This window comes from Vibrio sp. Y51_MX_L26 (assembly GCF_024181935.1).
In the GTDB taxonomy this organism is placed as follows: Bacteria; Pseudomonadota; Gammaproteobacteria; order Enterobacterales; family Vibrionaceae; genus Vibrio; species Vibrio diabolicus.
In genome coordinates, this window is record NZ_JAMZAS010000015.1 from 1 (window position 1) to 18,429 (window position 18,429).

The 18,429-nt window shown below is 46.8% G+C and carries 15 protein-coding genes, 1 tRNA gene, 1 rRNA gene and 1 pseudogene; 11 read left to right on the plus strand and 7 right to left on the minus strand.

Annotated elements, in window-relative coordinates; all coding sequences use genetic code 11:
• Window positions 1-114, plus strand: a 5S ribosomal RNA gene (gene rrf / locus NL645_RS20965); the annotation flags it as partial.
• 70 nt (window positions 115-184) lie between these two features.
• Window positions 185-275: transfer RNA gene (locus tag NL645_RS20970), tRNA-Ser, on the plus strand.
• A gap of 719 nt (window positions 276-994) precedes the next feature.
• On the opposite strand, the gene NL645_RS20975 is transcribed toward NL645_RS20970, so the two are convergent.
• The 4 genes from NL645_RS20975 to hemC are packed head-to-tail and all read right to left on the minus strand — an operon-like array spanning window position 995 to window position 5,074.
• Window positions 995-2,176, minus strand: coding sequence for a heme biosynthesis protein HemY (locus NL645_RS20975; protein ID WP_005393852.1), 1,182 nt, complete (start codon window positions 2,174-2,176; stop codon window positions 995-997).
• Window positions 2,176-3,387 (minus strand): uroporphyrinogen-III C-methyltransferase, encoded by a 1,212-nt coding sequence (locus tag NL645_RS20980; RefSeq protein WP_161444122.1) that lies wholly within the window; start codon window positions 3,385-3,387, stop codon window positions 2,176-2,178. The genes NL645_RS20975 and NL645_RS20980 overlap by 1 nt, the downstream gene beginning before the upstream one ends.
• A 17-nt stretch (window positions 3,388-3,404) precedes the next feature.
• Window positions 3,405-4,133 (minus strand): uroporphyrinogen-III synthase, encoded by a 729-nt coding sequence (locus NL645_RS20985; RefSeq protein WP_182034976.1) that lies wholly within the window; start codon window positions 4,131-4,133, stop codon window positions 3,405-3,407.
• Between the two features lie 2 nt (window positions 4,134-4,135).
• Window positions 4,136-5,074 (minus strand): hydroxymethylbilane synthase, encoded by a 939-nt coding sequence (gene hemC, locus NL645_RS20990; protein ID WP_005393847.1) that lies wholly within the window; start codon window positions 5,072-5,074, stop codon window positions 4,136-4,138.
• A gap of 346 nt (window positions 5,075-5,420) precedes the next feature.
• On the opposite strand from hemC, the gene NL645_RS20995 reads away from it, so the two are divergent.
• The gene (locus NL645_RS20995) at window positions 5,421-7,949 is read left to right on the plus strand and encodes a class I adenylate cyclase (protein ID WP_005393844.1); all 2,529 of its coding nucleotides are present in this window, start codon (window positions 5,421-5,423) and stop codon (window positions 7,947-7,949) included.
• 69 nt (window positions 7,950-8,018) lie between these two features.
• Here NL645_RS20995 and cyaY read toward each other — a convergent pair whose 3' ends face one another.
• On the minus strand, window positions 8,019-8,333 hold the full coding sequence (gene cyaY, locus NL645_RS21000) for an iron donor protein CyaY (protein WP_012841286.1): 315 nt from the start codon (window positions 8,331-8,333) through the stop codon (window positions 8,019-8,021).
• Here cyaY and NL645_RS21005 point away from each other — a divergent pair.
• The 7 genes and pseudogenes from NL645_RS21005 to NL645_RS21035 all read left to right on the plus strand — a co-directional run bounded on the left by NL645_RS21005 (window position 8,313) and on the right by NL645_RS21035 (window position 15,653).
• Window positions 8,313-8,524: pseudogene (locus NL645_RS21005) on the plus strand (lipoprotein). The gene cyaY and the pseudogene NL645_RS21005 sit on opposite strands and share 21 nt — an antisense overlap.
• Window positions 8,525-8,585: 61 nt before the next feature.
• Window positions 8,586-9,839 carry a diaminopimelate decarboxylase gene (lysA, locus tag NL645_RS21010; RefSeq protein ID WP_006743007.1) on the plus strand — a complete coding sequence of 418 codons (1,254 nt, stop codon included), beginning with the start codon at window positions 8,586-8,588 and terminating at the stop codon, window positions 9,837-9,839.
• 10 nt (window positions 9,840-9,849) lie between these two features.
• Entirely contained in the window at window positions 9,850-10,680 is an 831-nt protein-coding gene (gene dapF / locus NL645_RS21015) for a diaminopimelate epimerase (RefSeq protein ID WP_253652332.1), read from the plus strand.
• Window positions 10,674-11,405 (plus strand): DUF484 family protein, encoded by a 732-nt coding sequence (locus NL645_RS21020; RefSeq protein ID WP_253652333.1) that lies wholly within the window; start codon window positions 10,674-10,676, stop codon window positions 11,403-11,405. The genes dapF and NL645_RS21020 overlap by 7 nt, the downstream gene beginning before the upstream one ends.
• Window positions 11,371-12,303: a tyrosine recombinase XerC gene (xerC, locus tag NL645_RS21025; protein ID WP_012841287.1), complete on the plus strand. Its 933-nt coding sequence runs from the start codon at window positions 11,371-11,373 to the stop codon at window positions 12,301-12,303. The genes NL645_RS21020 and xerC overlap by 35 nt, the downstream gene beginning before the upstream one ends.
• An 8-nt stretch (window positions 12,304-12,311) precedes the next feature.
• A complete protein-coding gene (gene yigB, locus NL645_RS21030) occupies window positions 12,312-13,028 on the plus strand; it encodes a 5-amino-6-(5-phospho-D-ribitylamino)uracil phosphatase YigB (protein ID WP_104971062.1) in 717 nt (238 codons plus the stop codon).
• A gap of 138 nt (window positions 13,029-13,166) precedes the next feature.
• Window positions 13,167-15,653, plus strand: coding sequence for an EAL domain-containing protein (locus NL645_RS21035; RefSeq protein WP_253652334.1), 2,487 nt, complete (start codon window positions 13,167-13,169; stop codon window positions 15,651-15,653).
• Between the two features lie 82 nt (window positions 15,654-15,735).
• Here the strand turns inward: NL645_RS21035 and NL645_RS21040 are convergent, their stop codons facing one another.
• Both NL645_RS21040 and NL645_RS21045 read right to left on the minus strand, forming a co-directional pair.
• Entirely contained in the window at window positions 15,736-16,341 is a 606-nt protein-coding gene (locus NL645_RS21040; RefSeq protein WP_253652335.1) for a tRNA-uridine aminocarboxypropyltransferase, read from the minus strand.
• Window positions 16,341-17,891: a COG3650 family protein gene (locus NL645_RS21045; RefSeq protein WP_253652336.1), complete on the minus strand. Its 1,551-nt coding sequence runs from the start codon at window positions 17,889-17,891 to the stop codon at window positions 16,341-16,343. The genes NL645_RS21040 and NL645_RS21045 overlap by 1 nt, the downstream gene beginning before the upstream one ends.
• A gap of 47 nt (window positions 17,892-17,938) precedes the next feature.
• On the opposite strand from NL645_RS21045, the gene NL645_RS21050 reads away from it, so the two are divergent.
• On the plus strand, window positions 17,939-18,409 hold the full coding sequence (locus NL645_RS21050) for an EVE domain-containing protein (protein WP_114324079.1): 471 nt from the start codon (window positions 17,939-17,941) through the stop codon (window positions 18,407-18,409).
• The last annotated feature ends 20 nt before the right edge of the window (window positions 18,410-18,429 follow it).

Sequence of the window (18,429 nt, forward strand, 5' to 3'; positions counted from 1 at the left end):
GGCGACCATAGCGTTTTGGACCCACCTGATTTCCATGCCGAACTCAGAAGTGAAACGAAATAGCGCCGATGGTAGTGTGGGGCTTCCCCATGTGAGAGTAGGACATCGCCAGGCTTTAAATATCGTTATTTGCATAGACAAGTAACAACATCATCAGTGTACTAATCTGTTGATGACAATTTGTGGAGAGATGGCTGAGTGGTTGAAAGCACCGGTCTTGAAAACCGGCATACGTTAATAGCGTATCTAGGGTTCAAATCCCTATCTCTCCGCCACTATTCAGAAGCCTCGCTAGAAATAGCGAGGCTTTCTTCGTTTCTGACGTTTGGAAATTCGTTAGGGACTGGGATCCATCCCTTAGTTGATCGTATCCCCGGACTAGGTATCCCTACACTATGTCACTTGAGAAGCCTTGCTTTAAGCGCGTTCTCGCTATCCACGGGTTGTGCAGCGACAGAAGTCTATAACTTTATCTTCTAACGAGAACCATCAAGTCTGAGTATTGGCATTCCTACCTCTAAGGGTGAAGTGTTTCTGTTAACAAGAGAAGTGCCTTTACTCTTTACTCTATTTACGTGCGTTAGCGCTCTTAGTGTTACCTAATGGCTATTCGCTATCTTGCCCTAGTTGGTACAATAAATACGCTCTAAGCATTGTATAGGACAGTCCTTCATTGAAGAGAATGGAGAGTATCGGAGCTTATGTACCTATTTTTGCTTCCTGCACTATTTCAAGTTACCTGTATTTTGTTAGTAGAGCTCCTTCCTAGAAACTTATATTTGGTTGTTCGCCTTGAAGAAAGTGTGCAAGCTATTTTTTAGAGGATTTTAGTGGGCTTAATGGAGTGCTGCTAGAAGCGATGAGGCTCTCAATGAGGTTTAGGCGATTGAAGGGCATTAGCTCTAGTGGATATTGCAGGTTTGTGTAGTGTTGATGAGTGACAGGCAATAAAAAAGCCGACAGTAAACTGCCGGCTTGGTTAGATGACTGCTAATTAGTCGTTCTGAACTAGCGTGAGAGCTTTACGAGAGACTTCGTGAGCGGCTTTAGTTAGATTCTGCTTCTCTAGTGTATCTGCTAGGAATGCATAATCAGAGACGTCAGAGCGAAGCTTTAAGGCGATCTCGAAGTGGTCTTGGGCTTCTTGCCACTTCTCTTGACGGAAATAGAAGTGCGCTAATGCGCTATGCGCAGCGGCGTTATCTGGCTCTTTCTTTACTACTCCCTCTAAGAAAACCACGACAGGGTGGATATCTGGCAGGTTTAGATCTGGCAGTAGTTGATAAAGCTCAGGAGCCGGTTGTTTTTTCAATGCTTCTTTTAGCACAGTAAAGGCTTCAGCATCTGCTTTCCGGGCTATCAACTCACGAGCAAAACAGGCGACTAGGTGTGTGTCTTGTTTTACTTTGCGTGCAAGGCCATTCCAATGAGAGATAAGCCCTTCGCTACCTTGCTGCTGTGCTACTTCATGGAGTAAGCCGCATTGCGCCTTTTGAATCAGCTCTGCGTGTTCTTCTTCCGTGATGAGTTTTGCTTTGGTTAATTGTGGCAAGAGGTCAATAAGAGGTTGCCACAATTTTAGCTGCATGTACGTTGTTTTCAGCAAGTTCAATACAATCGAATTACTCGCATACTGACCTTTTAACGATTGCAAAGTATCGAAAGCAGCCTCGAACTCGTTATCGCGAATAAACTGTTTAGCACGAGTTAGCTCTACTGCAAGATGAGCATTCTCTTGCTGGCTTGCTAGCTCCAGGTAGTGATCACGTTTTGCTTTATCACCTTGACCTTGTGCAGCTTCAGACGCAACTAAGTAACAAAGTAGTGGCATGTCGTGATGATTCGCCCAACGAGTCACTTTTTTCTCGGCACCTTTCCAGTCTCCTTCTAGGAGTTTAATAATGCCTTCATTGGTGTATCGACGTGAATGGCGCATTTTGCGCACGCTGAAATAGTTCCATGTTGTAGAACTTGCGTAAACTAGCTTTTTAATTAGGTACTCAAGTAGAAAAAGACCTGCGAGTGCTGCGATAACGAATACGACCAATGTCGTTACGCTCATCTCGATCGTTTTCTCAGCGATGGAAATGAGTACATAGCCTTGCTGACCAGAAAATTGAGTGCCAACAAATAGTCCTGCACCTAGTACAACAAATAGGAAAATAAGACGAAACATTACTTATCCTCCATACCTGTCATCGTTGTGACTTCGCGACGTAGGCGCTCACGGATGACATCTGATAGTTGAGACTGACTTTGCAGTTTCGTTGGGTATTCCACTTGAATGTTTTGCTGGCTTAACTGGTTAACCGTTTTGTTGAACTCTTTAACGGAATTATCGTCTTGGTTGAAGAAAGCTAATGCCCATTTGTCGGCCGTTTTTAGAGACGTGGTGTAAATTTCTCCTTGCTCTTGGTACACCGCTTTTATTGCGGTCTCCAATTTGGCTTTGATGTTTTCTTTTAGGTAAAAGTGTTGCTCAGGAGAAAGCAGTGGAATGACGTTACCATCGCGCGTGCGGAAGGTAATGAAGTTTTCTGAAAAGTCCTTCAGAGAGGTCATTAAGTTATCTTGCCAGTTTGCAATATCTTCCGACACTTCAGTGTTCTCTACGGCTTCTGCTTCTGGGAGTAGTGCATTGGCGAGAGGTAGCTTGTCTACTTGCTGTTGCAGAGCAGTTAAGCGTAGTACCAATCCATCACGGTCAATCAGCGGGATAGTACGAAGTTTGGTGATATCGTTCGCCATTGCTTTGCGTAGTTTGACGAGGCTAGGGTCATTCAGTGCTGCAATGCGTTGATCAGCACTTTCCATTAGTTGAGTTGCGCTTTCTACGTCATGCTCTAAGAACAGTTTACGACCTGCTAATTTGACGAGGTAATCGGCTTCAGCAAGTAGCCAGTCGTTTGGTCGGCGACCTTTCACATCGGCAACGGCAAGCTGTAAGCTTTCAATGCTCTTCTGTTGCTGTCCAAGTACCACTTCCGCTTTGTGTGTCACGGTCGTTGCTTTCTCGATGGTTTCTTCTTGTACCCGGCTGAGCTCTTGCTTCATGGAAGCTTGAGTGCTTTCTAGCTGACTTTTTAGTTGGGCGATCTGCGCTTGGTAATCGGCTTGCTGCTGATGCAGCTTGTATGCGAGGCCACCGCCAAAAATAATCGATAAGATGATAGCGACTGTGCCTAGTTTAACTCCGCGCTTACCTTGTTTTTCTTCAAATTCGACTTTGGCTGGCTCGGCTGTTTTTGGGGACTCGGCCACTTTTGGCTGCTCTTTTTTAGGGGCCGCATCCTGCTGCGATGTGCTTTTTTCGGCTAGCGGTGCCGATGAGGTTTCTTCGGAAAGGTTTTTATCGTTATTTTTTTGGTCGTTATTTTTACTTGTCATGCCTATATCCTGTGTAGCTAGGGCTGGAGAGCCGCCAGTAATTCTTGGTTGGATGCGCTTCCCGTGCATCTCACCCGAGTGAACCCCCTTTGAAGTGCGATGTCAGCGATACGCTGACTGGGGATATACAACTCTTGTTGATTAAGCCAAGTCAATTGCTCTGACGTCAATTGGCTGCACAAATAATCCAGTTGCTCACCACTGGTGACGATGATCTGGTCAATTTGTAGGGTTTTCCATAGTGAGACACAGCTTACTGGATCGAATGGGATGAATTCTCTCTTGTAAGTCTCACTATAGTGAACTTTTGCGCCACGTCTCACCAATGCATCTTTGATCAGCTCTCTTCCACCGTTCCCACGAAGGATAAGAACCTGTTGTTGGGCCACATTATTGAGCTCTGGCAGTCGCAATAAATGTTCACTATCACTGACTTGGGGATAGTGTACTTTCTGTTGGGTACATTTGCTTAAATAGTGTGCTGTTTTTTGACCAACGGCAAGGTAAATGGCTTGTTTCGGCCATGATGTCTCGTTGCTGGCTAAGATTTGCTGTGCACATTGCACGGCATGTCGACTAACAGCGATAACAAGTTGAGCTTGATGCAGGTGTTTAGAGAGGTGCGTGTCCGTGAGATCGGCGACAATGTCGATCAGAGGATGGTGATATGCGGAAATGCCGTGCCTTTCGAGCAGAGAGCAAAGCGCGTTGCCTTGCTCTCCCGGCCGAGTGACCAACACTGCCATGATTATTCGTGATCTGCGTACAGCTTAGTTAGGATTTCACGAGCGCCGTTATCCAGTAGTTCATTGGCTAACTGCACTCCTAACGTTTCGCCGTCTTTACGGTGGCCACGGATTTCACCACGAACAATTTCGCTGCCATCTGGTTCGCCAACTAATGCGCGTAGCCAAATGTTATCGCCATCTAGCAGGGCATAGCTGCCGATAGGTACCTGACAGCCGCCTTCTAGCGTCAGGTTCATTGCGCGCTCACACAAAACGCGGTCTACGGTGTCTTGGTGGTTAAGTGGCTCAAGTAGCTTAAGCAGCCTTTCATCGTCAAGGCGGCACTCAATACCGACAGCACCTTGGCCAACCGCAGGTAATGATTGCTCTGGCTCGATAAAGCTACGAATGCGTTCTTCCAGCTTCAATCGTTTAAGGCCTGCCGCAGCAAGAATGATCGCATCGTATTCACCAGCATCTAGTTTACCAAGGCGAGTGCCCACATTACCGCGAAGCTCTTTAATGATGATATCTGGACGATATTCTTTCAGTTGGCATTGACGGCGCAAACTGCAAGTACCAACCACTGCACCTTGAGGGAGTTCATCAATGTTGCTATAGGTATTGGAGACGAAAGCATCACGAGGGTCTTCACGTTCACAAATGGTCACGAGGCCAAGACCTTCCGGGAAATCGACGGGCACGTCCTTCATTGAGTGAACGGCAAGGTCTGCACGGCCTTCTAGCATTGCGACTTCAAGCTCTTTTACGAATAAGCCTTTGCCGCCAACTTTTGCTAGCGGTGTATCTAAAATCACGTCACCTTTGGTCACCATAGTTACTAACTCGACTTCCAAACCAGGGTGAGCGGCTTGAAGGGCGTCTTTGACAAAGTAAGCTTGCCATAAAGCAAGAGGGCTTTTTCGAGTTGCAATGCGAATAGGTGTGGATTGTGTCATGATCTTCTCAATGCTGTTTGGATTTGGGTTTATCCTACCATTCTCATCAAGAAATGCTTACTGTTAGTTCGTTATCTCTGAGAGCTATGAATGGAATTACATGACGTTATGAAAATAGTGTGACTGGATTCTCAATTAGACTAAGGACTATTATTAGTAATAGGTAATAAGAGCGACACTACCGCGCGATTAATTTTGTGACTAAAGTATGGTTTTGCATCCTGAGTGGTGCGTGGGCGTGAAACTTTACCCGCACCAATAAAAGTGTTAAATTGATCACGTTTTTAGGCCGTTTTGGTTTAAAACGTCAGCAGATTTTCGTGATTGTTCAACCAAGGAATTCCCCTTGCAGGCTTACACCCAAAAAATCATTCAGCGACTAGATAATTTGAATCAGCAGCGAGTTGATCGCGCGCTGGCGCTTATGGATTCGCAAAGCCAACAAGTCTTCCACTTGATTCCTGCCTTATTGAACTACAACCACCCTGTGATTCCTGGCTATTACGATGCAGATGTCCCGTTTGGTGTACATGGGCTGGCGCTAAATAGCATTCAACAGCAATTCATTGATGACATTCAACTCGCGATTGGTCAGCCACTTAAGACGGCAGAGAAGCCGGCTATCTTGGGCTTATACACCATGGGTAGTACCTCATCAATTGGTCAAAGTACTTCTAGTGATTTAGATATTTGGGTGTGTATTTCGCCAGATATGGATTGTGACGAGCGAGAATTACTGACCAATAAATGCTTGCTGATCACCGACTGGGCACAAAGCCAAGGGGTGGAGGCGAACTTCTTCTTAATGGATGAAGAACGCTTTAGAAGCAACCATTCTGAAGAGATGACAGGTGATAACTGTGGCTCATCTCAGCATTTACTTTTGCTTGATGAATTCTATCGCAGCGCGGTGCGTATTGCTGGACAGCGTTTATTATGGCAAATAGTGCCGCCAGAAATGGAAGAGTGTTACGACGAGTACGTTTCTCAATTGTGCAGTGAAGGTTACATTGACTGTAGTGAATGGATCGACTTTGGCAAATTGAACCGCATTCCTGCTGAAGAGTACTTCGGCTCGAACTTGTGGCAGCTATACAAAAGTATCGATTCTCCCTACAAATCGGTATTAAAAGCCATTCTGCTTGAAGCTTATTCGTGGGAATACCCACATACGCAACTGTTAAGCATTGACACCAAGCGTCGTTTCTTTGCCCATGAGCCAGACCTCTATGGCATGGATGCATACTACTTAATGCTGGAAAAAGTGACTCGCTATTTAGAGCGAATCCAAGACGACACTCGTTTGGATTTGGTGCGCCGTTGCTTCTATCTCAAAACCCATGAAAAGTTGTCGCGTGAACCGGATGTCGGTTCAGTGGCTTGGCGCCGTGAAGCGCTGAGCGACATGATTGCAAAATGGGATTGGGATGCCAGCGTTGTTGCTGAGCTCGATGATCGCCGCAACTGGAAAGTTGAACAGGTAAAAGTGGTGCATCATGCGTTGCTGGATGCGTTGATGCAGAGCTACCGTAATTTGATTCAATTTGCGCGTCGCAACGACATTACCTCCGCTATCAGCCCGCAAGACATCAGTATTTTGGCGCGTAAGCTTTACGCCGCTTTTGAAGTATTGCCGGGCAAAGTGACGTTGCTCAACCCACAGATTTCCCCTGATTTGCATGAACCGGATTTAAGCTTCATCGAAGTGAAAGATGGTGGTGTGAACAAGTCTGGTTGGTATCTCTATAAACAACCTCTGATCGCGCACCGCATTTTGGGGCAGCCATACTTAGAACATCATGAATACTTGAGCAAGTTAGTCTCTTGGGCATTCTTTAATGGTTTAATCACCGAGTCGACTCGTTTGCACGCGGTGGTGCGTGAAGCGCAACTGGATATCGATAAGTTCTACCAAATGGTGAGCGACTTACGAAATACCTTTGCGCTGCGTAAGCGCCGTCCGACGATGCAGGCATTAGCGAGCCCATGTGAGATCAGCCAGCTAGCGATGTTCATCAACTTTGAAAATGATCCTACGTCAGAGCTTTCGGGCCGTTCACTGAAAGTGGATGTGAAAAATACCGATATCTTCAGTTTTGGTCCGGAACATAAAAACTTAGTCGGTAGTGTCGACTTGGTTTACCGTAACTCCTGGCATGAAGTGCGTACGCTGCATTTCAAAGGGGAAACGGCGATGCTGGACGCACTGAAAACTATTCTGGGCAAAATGCACCAAGACGCGTTGCCACCAGAATCGGTGGATGTGTTCTGTTATGCGAAGAACATGCGTGGTGTGATGCGTAATATGGTCTACCAGCTTTTAGCGGAATGTATCGACTTACGCTTGAAGCCAGTAGAGCAAGAAAAACGTCGCCGCTTTAAAGCGATGCGCCTTGGTAACCAAACTTACGGGCTGTTCTTTGAACGTCGTGGTGTGTCGGTGCAGAAGTTAGAAAACTCCATTGATTTCTATCGCAGCATTTCTACTAACAAACTTAAAGGCTCGCCGCTATTAATGCTCGATCGTGAGCAAGAGTATCAAATGCCAGAAGCGGTGGATGGTTTTGCCAGTGAAGGTCTGGTGCAGTTCTTCTTTGAAGATAATGAAGATGGCTTCAATATTTATGTGTTGGATGAGTCAAACCAAGTTGAAGTGTATCACCAGTTTAGTGGCTCCAAAGACGAGATGATTTCGTCCGTGAACAGCTTTTACACATCAGTAAAAGACGACAGTCGTGTTGCGTCGAAATTTATCAACTTTAACCTGCCGCAGTACTACCAGATTATCCATCCTGAAGAGGGCAATGCTTATATCATCCCTTATCGCAATGATGGGTGCTCACCGCATCGTCCGACGAAAGCGGTAAACGCGTAATTAAACCCGTATCAAAAAACAAAAAGAGCACCGAAGTGCTCTTTTTGTTTTGGTGACGATTGACCAGCATTATGCCCAATCAATGGCTTCGCCCGCGTGCTTTTCACACTCTTGCTTCACCATTTCAAATAGCTCCATGCCCGTTTTTGAGCAGGTCCATTTATCTTCAATAAGCTTGAAGTGGAAACCACCAGATTTGGACGCTAGCCAGATCTCATGCATCGGCTCTTGGCGGTTAATGATGATTTGGCTGCGGTCTTCAAATTCCAATGTCATTACGTTGCCAGTGACTTCGTAATCAATGTCTGCGCCTGAATCATCGATGGATTCTTCGATGATTTGCATCTGTGCATCCACCAGTTGATGAAATTCAGTATCGTTCATCCGTCTATCCTATTGCTTTTCCTGAGTGTGGTGCGATTATAGGGGGCATTGATTCAATAATCACGATATGCGAAATGAAAAAATTAGTTACTGTGTTGTTTGTGATGGTTGCCGCGACGTTAGCGGGATGTGGCCAGTCTGGCTCACTATACATTCCAGATGACACTCAACAGAATGAGCAATCACAATAAATAACCGCGCCTTAGGGTGAAATTAGGGTTCAGCAGTCGAATAAAATAAGGGAAGCGAATTTTGGATTACTTCAACTATCAGGATGATGGCCAGCTTTGGGCCGAAGACGTCCCACTTCAAGCTCTTGCAGAGCAATATGGCACTCCTCTTTACGTATATTCTCGAGCCACGCTAGAGCGCCACTGGAAGGCGTTTGATAGTGCTGTGGGTCAACATCCTCATCTAGTTTGCTATGCGGTGAAAGCGAACTCAAACCTAGGCGTATTGAACGCACTGGCGCGTTTGGGTTCGGGCTTTGATATCGTATCAGGTGGTGAACTTGAGCGTGTGATTGCCGCAGGCGGTGATCCGAAGAAAGTCGTTTTCTCTGGTGTTGGGAAAACACCTGCAGAAATGAAGCGTGCTCTTGAGCTGGGTATCAAATGTTTCAACGTTGAATCTGAGCCCGAGCTAGAACGTTTGAATAAGGTTGCGGGTGAGCTTGGTGTGATTGCGCCAATTTCTCTGCGTATCAATCCAGATGTCGACGCGAAAACACACCCTTACATTTCGACTGGTCTTCGCGACAATAAATTCGGCATTGCGTTTGATCGTGCGCCAGATGTTTATAAATTCGCGCAAAGCCTGCCGAACTTGAATGTGCAAGGCATCGACTGCCACATTGGTTCTCAGCTCACCAATATCGACCCATTTATCGACGCGACAGACCGTTTATTAGCCCTGATTGATGATTTAAAAGCGCAAGGCATTAACATTCGTCACCTTGATGTCGGCGGTGGTTTGGGTGTGGTCTATCGTGATGAGTTACCACCACAGCCTTCAGATTACGCCAAAGCGTTACTTGGTCGTCTTGAAAATCACCAAGACTTGGAGCTGATTTTTGAGCCGGGCCGAGCAATTGCTGCGAATGCAGGTATCTTGCTAACGCGTGTTGAGTTTTTAAAACATACTGAGCACAAGAACTTTGCCATCATCGATGCGGCAATGAACGACTTGATGCGTCCTGCACTATACCAAGCATGGCAAGATATCGTGCCAGTTTCGCCGCGCACGGGTGAAGCTCAGACTTACGATTTGGTTGGCCCTATTTGTGAAACCGGCGACTTCTTGGGTAAAGATCGCGCACTCGTTTTGCAAGAAGGTGATCTACTCGCGGTTCGTTCAGCAGGTGCCTATGGTTTTGTTATGTCTTCGAACTACAATACTCGTACCCGAGCGGCAGAAGTAATGGTGGATGGTAAACAAAGCCACTTAGTTCGCCAGCGTGAGGAGCTGACCAGTTTGTGGCAGCTGGAACAGATTCTACCGGAGTAACACACAACAAATGCATTTCCACTTTTCCAAAATGCACGGTTTGGGCAACGACTTCATGGTCGTCGACTGTATTACCCAGAACGTGTTTTTCTCGCAAGACCTGATCCGCCGTTTGGCGGATCGTCATACCGGAGTTGGTTTTGACCAATTGCTCGTGGTAGAAGCCCCTTACGACCCTGAAACTGATTTCCATTATCGGATTTTCAATGCCGATGGTAGTGAAGTCGAGCAGTGCGGGAATGGCGCGCGCTGCTTCGCGCGCTTTGTTCGCTTGAAAGGGTTGACCAATAAATACAGCATCAGCGTGAGCACCAAAAAAGGAAAGATGATTCTCAACATCGAAGATGATGGAGAAGTGACGGTCAACATGGGTGTGCCAGAGTTTGAGCCGAACAAAATTCCTTTCAAAGCCAAGCAAAAAGAGAAAACCTACATCATGCGCGCTGGTGAAAAAACGTTGTTCTGTGGCGCGGTAAGCATGGGTAACCCGCATGTGGTGACGGTGGTCGATGACGTGGATACTGCTGATGTCGATACATTAGGCCCGCTGCTTGAGTCGCACGAGCGTTTTCCAGAGCGCGTCAACGCTGGCTTTATGCAGGTGGTGAGTCGTGACCATATTCGTCTTCGAGTTTACGAGCGAGGCGCAGGTGAAACACAAGCTTGTGGTAGCGGCGCTTGCGCGGCGGTAGCGATAGGGATTCTTCAGGGTCTGCTGGATGAAAACGTTAAGGTTTCTCTACCAGGTGGTGAACTGCGAATTGCGTGGCAAGGTCCGGGTAAGCCGTTGTTTATGACCGGACCTACAACGCATGTATTTGATGGTCAATTGTCTTGCTAGTAGAAGAAAAAGGAAACGGTTTGTCTCAAGTAGAAGCAGATGCCTTAACGGCTGAAGTGGTGGCCGAGTACCTCAAAGATCATCCCGATTTTTTTGTGCAGCGTCCGGAGCTTGTGGATCGTCTATCTTTCCCACACTCAGACTTGGGTGCGGTGTCTTTGGTGCACATACAAATGAATCGCCAACGTCAGCGCATTGAAGAGTTAGAGGAAGAGATCACCACACTGATGTCGCTTGCGGCGAACAACGATCGCACCTTTTATGAATTTATGGATTTGCAGGGGCAGATTCTAAAGTGTGGTGACTTTAAACAAGTCATTCATTCTATTGAAGAGAAAGCTAAAGCACTTGGCTTACGCGCGTTTGTTCGACTGTTTAGTCAATGCGACGCATCTATTCAATTGAGTAAGGAAAGTTATCAACGTTTTGCGACCACTCACTTAAATGGCAAAGACGCGTACTTAGGACGTCTTCGCAAAGTGGATCGTGACGCTTTGTTTGGCAATATGGATGTGCCGGAAATGGGGTCCTATGTGGTACTGCCGCTCGTGAAACAGCAAACAATGGGCGTGCTAGCGTTCTCTAGTGAGGATGGCGGTCATTTTCAACCAGATATGGATACCTTGTTTTTGCGTCACCTATCATTAGTAGTGGCACATCTCGCTCAAACATTGGTATGGCAAAGTTACGATGACGACAACTCCCAACACTCCTCTGCCAAATAGTCTGCAAAAGCCTCTTGAGCGCTTCTATGAATTCTTACGAAGCGAAAAGGGGCTCAGCCTACATACTCAACGCAATTACAAACAGCAGCTAGAAACCATGGCGCAGCACTTGGCTGAAATGGGACTTAAAGATTGGTCTCAAGTGGATGCAGGCTGGGTGCGCCAATTAGCAGGTAAGGGCATGCGGGAAGGGATGAAAGCCAGCAGTTTGGCGACGCGCCTCTCATCGCTGCGTAGCTTTTTCGATTTCCTTATTCTGCGTGGCGAGATGTCAGCTAACCCTGCCAAAGGGGTTTCAGCGCCACGTAAAAAGCGCCCGTTGCCGAAAAACCTCGATGTTGATGAAGTGAGCCAACTGCTTGAGGTCAACGAAGACGACCCGTTGGCTGTGCGTGATCGCGCCATGATGGAGCTGATGTACGGTGCTGGCTTGCGTTTGGCTGAGTTGGTGAGTGTGGATGTACGTGATGTACAACTTCGCAGTGGCGAGCTTCGTGTTATCGGTAAAGGCGACAAAGAACGTAAAGTACCATTCTCTGGCATGGCAACTGAATGGGTTGCCAAGTGGTTGAAAGTCAGGGGCGATCTTGCTGCGCCAGGTGAACCTGCCTTGTTTGTGTCTAAACTCGGAACGCGTATTTCGCACCGTAGCGTGCAAAAACGTATGGCAGAATGGGGACAGAAACAGTCTGTGGCGAGCCATATTAGTCCGCATAAGTTGCGTCACTCGTTTGCGACACATATGCTCGAATCCAGCAATAACTTACGTGCGGTGCAAGAGCTTTTAGGGCACGAGAACATTTCGACGACCCAAATCTACACGCACTTGGATTTCCAACATTTAGCGCAAGCCTACGACCAAGCCCACCCACGCGCACGTAAAAAGAACGGGGAGTGAGCCGAAGTATGAAATTTTATCGCCGTATCGAGCCTATTAAGGCCATGACCTTCGATCTTGATGACACGCTGTATGACAATTACCCGGTGATTATCCGTATGGAGCGTGAGTTGCTGGCTTGGTTGCAGCAAACACATCCTGCCGTGGCGCACATGGATAAGGCTGATTGGATGCAGGTAAAAAAACATGTGCTCCAGCAGAGACCGGATCTCAGAAGCGATGTGACGCTTTGGCGTTTAGTGCAGCTAAAGCATGGTTTTCTTTCAGTTGGCTATGATGAAGCGCAAGCTCAAGCCGCAGCTGAAGAGGGTGTGCAGCTCGCTTTGGATTGGCGCAGTCAGTTTGAAGTGCCCCAATCAAGCTTAGATGTTTTGACACAATTGGGAGAGCGAGTTCCGCTCGTGGCGATCACAAACGGAAACGTCGATTTAGATAAAATTGGCTTAACGCCGTATTTTCAATGTGTACTCAAAGCAGGGCCTGATGGGTTGGCGAAACCCGCCACCGATATGTTTGCTAAGGCGAAACGGTTCTTGGATATTCCAGCAGAGAATATTCTGCATGTCGGTGATCACCTAACCACGGATGTGCATGGTGCAAAGTCGGCTGGTTTTGCGGCTTGTTGGTTCAATGATATGAATAAAAATGTCATTAACCATTCAAAAACACGTACTTTACCTGATATTGAAATCAATAGTTTGCAGCCGTTACTCACACTTTTTTAATTGCTTTCGCATTAATCCATTCTAATCTCATTTTGTGTCTAGAAAAGCAGCGTAAAGCCACGTAAATTATTCACTATTAAGTAAAAAGAGTAACGCCACACGTCGTGGTGAAGATAGTGTTACGGCAGTGGTAGGTGCATGCGAGCTTTTTCAAAACTGGTTTATGATGTCAGTCAGTTAAATGACTTTTTAGTCACTTCTCAGTTCTCTTCAAGTAAACAATATTTAGTGCAAATATTGTCGACTCAATCACGCGACTTTACGACCACACTTGCGGACGCTGTTTTATTGTTGCTGCCGAATGCTCATGTCATGGGGCATAGTACGCGTAATGTCATTCTGGAGGGGGAGATATTTACCTCTGGCTGCCTGATCAGTGTGACTGAGTTCGAACAAACCACGCTTACTTCTGCCGTCCAAACCTACTCTTACTCCCCCGATATTGATGGTGGAGAGCTCAAACGCTCGCTTCTGTTGCAGCACAATTCGCAAGTGATCCTCAGCTTTGCTGTGCAAATTGAACGACGTGACTATCCCTTGTTTCAAACCTTCGCTAGTGAAGAAGTCGTGATCTCTGGAGGGTTGGCACAGAGTATTGATGATGGCTGTTGGGTGCTATATCAAAACCGAGTTTACGATAATGCCGTGGTCGCCGTAGCTTTGCACAGCGATACCTTGAAGCTATGGACGGATGCGTATTCGGAATGGAACCCGATTGGCATGCCACATAAAGTCACCCATGCAAAAGGAACGCGCTTGTATTGCTTAGGTGAGAAGAAAGCGTTGGACGTATACAAGCGTTACTTGGCGGATGGCCATGATGTGACGCTGAGTCAGTTGCTCAGCTTTCCTTTGTATCGAGAAAGTTTGGGGCGCAAGGAAGTTTGTACGGTAACGGAGCTGCACGCTGATGGTAGTATGAGTTTCGACAGGCCTTGGTGTCTTGGTGACGAAGTACAATTTTGCTATAACCACCCCTCATTAACGCTCGAACAGGTGCGACATGGTGTGGTTGAGTTAGCCATGCACCAACCTGAAGTCGTGATGATTTTTAACTGCGCGTCACGGTTAGACTTTATTGACAGCAGCGACGAAGTCCAAGCCTTCAAAGATATCGCGACGACGTTTGGTAGTTATTGTATGGGGGAACTGCATGGCGGTATTGGACAGCCAGAAATTCTTCATCACAGTCTGACGTATTTAGCGATGCGAGAGGGAGATGAAGTACAAGCATTGAACTTGCCTAAGTCGCCCGTTAGCTCCTCTATTTCACCATTGTTTAGCTTGATTCGAAATGCGATTGGCGACCTCAACCATATGAACGCGCATATGGGGTATCAACTCGATCGCCAAACGCGCAAGTTACAAGAAAGCTATCGGCGAGATAGTCGCACTGGATTACAAAACCGAGTCGCGCTGCAAGAGCGGCTGAGTAGCATTGATTTGGATGAGCACTTGCTGACTCTAAAACTACTTAACTTCAGCCATATCAATGAAAAATACGGTTATAGAGTAGGGGATCAGCTACTTAAAGACCTCTCAATGCATTTTACGAATCGACTGCGAAAGCGTTTTGGCATGCCAACGGCTTTGCAGCTTTATAGTATTGGGGTTGGTGAGTGGGCGTTCATATTTAAAGCTGACCAAAGCAGTGAAACCATCAAACAGCACTTTACTCGTTTTGCCGACGCGGTAGAGCAAACTAATTTTGAGCCAATTGGTCTGCGCGAAATAGATTATCTTTCTATCTCGCTGTGCGGTGGCTTAGTGAGTCGTCGAGATTTTCCATCAGCTTCTGCGGATGAGCTATTGCTCAAAGGCATTGAAGCGAGGCGCTCCGGTGTGCGCAGTAATACCCATATCTGCAATGCGAAAGACATCGAAGTCAGTGAGGATGTGCGTAAAGAGGAGCTTGGATGGTTGAGTTGCGTCAGTAAAGCCATTCTCAAACAGAACATCATTACCTATAGCCAGCCGATAGTGCATGCGGATAGCCATAAATTGGCAAGCCAAGAATGTTTGGTTCGCATTTTGGAGGAGGATGGAACGGTGATAGCGCCAGGGCGCTTCCTGCCTATTATTTCCGATACGCATCTTTATACTCGATTGAGTCGGCACATGATCCATTCTACGTTACATTACATGCGAGATAAGCAAGGTGACTTTTCTATTAACTTATCGCCGCAAGATTTGCTTAGTGATAAAACTTTAATGCTTTTAGAGCATGAAATTTGTCAGCTCAATGACCCTAGGCGAATTGGTTTGGAAGTGTTGGAATCTGAGCAAATCAAAGACTACGGTCGAATGATCGAAGTATGCAGTCATTTTAGAAGCTTAGGAGCGCGTATCATTGTTGATGATTTTGGCTCAGGTTATTCCAATATTGATGAAATCCTAAAGCTGGAGCCGGAAGTCATAAAGCTCGATGGCAGCTTGATCCGTGATATCGATAAAGACTTAAAGCAGCGCAAAATAGCTTCCCAGTTGGTGCGTTTATGTCAGGTGTTTAATGCGGAGACGGTGGCGGAGTTTGTCCACAATCGAGAGGTGTGCAAAATCGCGCAGGATATGGGCGTCGACTATCTGCAGGGCTACTATCTGGGTGAGCCGACCCGATTATTTTAATGCTGTTTCACGTGAAACCATTCCAAATAAAAACGCAGCCTTGGCTGCGTTTTTTATTTTGAGCAATTCGGTTTTAGTTGCGTTAGCTCGGTGATTGCTTGAGAGCGTGTCCACTTTTTTCGGCTTGAAATAGTGCAAGGTAGTGAGCAAAGAATTTGAGCATTTTTTGCTGGTTATTTTGCTCGCCTAGTTGTCCGAGTAAATGTGCAGCGACTTCAAACGTGCACAAGTTACCTTGTTGTTGGTTGCGTCGCAGCTGATATTGCGAGTCCGCCGATGCAGACAGCGCCATAGTAGGGATACTTTCTAACCAACGGCTCTTGTTGATCATCTTGCGCGCCTCTTGCCAGGTAGCGTCCAAAATAATAAACAGCGGCTTTTTGGTTTGTTGCTGGCTTTGGAGCGCCACATGTTCGAGTGTGACGCTTTCTTCACTTGGGAATAGAAGCACTGGATACAGTGACGGATCAGCTAATCGAGCGAGCAATTCTTCTGGTGGTTGTTTTCGGTCCCAGATTACTCGCTCAATATTGAGTTGGCACTGCTCTAGTAGCTGGCCAGTATTAGTATCACGCGTCAGTTCATTCGGATGCATCAACAGTAAGATGTTGTGCTCGCTGGTAAGTTTCGGCACCAGTGAGCACATACAGTTGAATTGAAAACCACAATTTGGACACGGTTGCGACATTACAGACGAACTCCTTCGCGAACCGGGCTAATCCCATCCGAGAACAGACGCACGCCACTGATTTGGTTTGGCGTTGCCGTTGGTGCCATGCTTGGGTTGAGTGGGTAGCTAACCCCACTGTATTGCATCACGTGTTGGGCTGCCTTAGATCCGCCACCGCTGACATTAAAAATAAGATCTCGCCAGCCATGAGAGGTTTGTTGGCCGAGCATAATCGGGCTTTGTACCAGTGTGATGCGGCTATTGAAGCGCCACTCTTTTTCGTGATGTTCAAATATCAGCAATGTACAGCCACCGGAACCACACCAATCCAGCTGTACTAATAGCTCTTCGTTACCATCGCCGTTGAGGTCATAAGTTAGCCAACGGTACTGGTTGTTGTTGGGGTTGGTTTGGTGAATGAAGAAGTAGTTGCGCACGGCGGCATCTACTTTTGAGTCAAACTCCGCACTAGAAGGTACGTCTGCACTGCTGATGGGCTTGTTGGCGCGTTTCTCGGCTGGTTGCATCATGCCCTCATCACGAGTGGTGGCAGGGTAAAGCACTAAACCACCATCGGCGATTGGGTATACCAAGTTACCGACTTTTTCTTTGGTCGCTTTGAGCTGATTGCCTTCTCGCGTAAACAGTCGCTCTGACATCAGTCTTTGTTGTTGATGATGCGTCATGACGACTAGAACCTGAGACGGACTTAATTGTTGCCAGTACCCACGCTCGATTAACGGTGCCTGCCCATTGGCGTAACTGTATTTTGTTGTGGCGCTGTGGTCTGGGTTTAAGGTCATTTGCACCTCAAAACCTTGTGATTGGGTTGAAGTCGCGACATAGGTATTGGCCCAGCTAAGCGTAGCGTCCACGTTTGCAGCCGTACCACAACCTTGATAAGTGTCGCCATCATGTTTTAGCGTCGCTTTCCAGCCATACAAAGAATCACTCATCGTATCTGAGCAGAGGTTTTCTGTTAGGCGAAGTTCACCATCTTGTAGTTGATATGTGCGCTGGCGAGGTTGAAGTTGACTGCTCTTAATCGCTAATTTTTTGGTTTGTTTGCCGATTTGCTGGAATGTCAGTCCATTAGCCTCAAAGCTTGCCGACCAAGAAGGCTCATTACCAAACACGCGAGTTGGTTTGTTTGGTTGCTGACAACGGTTTGGATTTTCCGTTGTGAGGAAGTTCACTTGTTCCACGACAAAGTTAGCATCGAAATCGGCAGAGAACCCATCGATGCCCGGTGGGTTGAGATGGCCGATAACCTCGCCATACATGGTCTGGTAAGGCTCGTTATTTAACTGAATTGCTCGTTGCATTTGCTGTGGTGACAGTTGTAACCAATATTGCTTGTCGCTGCCACAAGGCATGATGTATTGACTCTCGTGACCGACGATCACTTTTCCACGTAGCATAAAGGTTTGAGGTTGAATGGTGTCAGGCTTATCTAAGGTGGCTGGTGGAGAATTTGGGTCGGCAGCGCCAGATTGTGGCGGCTGCGAACTACATGCTTGCAGAACCAGCAGAGTGGCAAGCGCCACTGGGTTTTTCAAAGCCTTCATGTTATATCTTCCTCATTATTGTTACTCAATCGGCATCGGATGGCATTATGGCATATTGGTTATTTAAAACTGAACCAGATACCTTTTCTATTGACACGCTTCGAACCCAAAAGGTTTCATGTTGGGAGGGAGTTCGTAATTATCAGGCGCGCAATATGATGCGTGACCAAGTAAAGGTGGGCGATTTAGTCCTGATTTATCACTCTTCTTGCAAGAATGTTGGCGTTGCCGGTATTGCTAAAGTCGTGAGAGAAGCCTATCCCGATCATTTCCAGTTCGATCCTGAAAGCGATTATTACGATCCAAAGTCAGACCCAGACAACCCGCGTTGGATTATGGTGGATGTCGAATTCGTGCGTAAAACGACGCGAGTGATTCCGTTATCGGTGATGAAAGCGATGCCAGAACTTGAGAACATGCCATTGGTGAAACGTGGAAATCGTTTGTCGATCATGCCTGTGACAGAAGAAGAGTGGGAAGCGATCCTTGGCAAAGAGAAGTTGCCAAGTCAGCGATAAAAGAAAAGGGCTGCGAATGT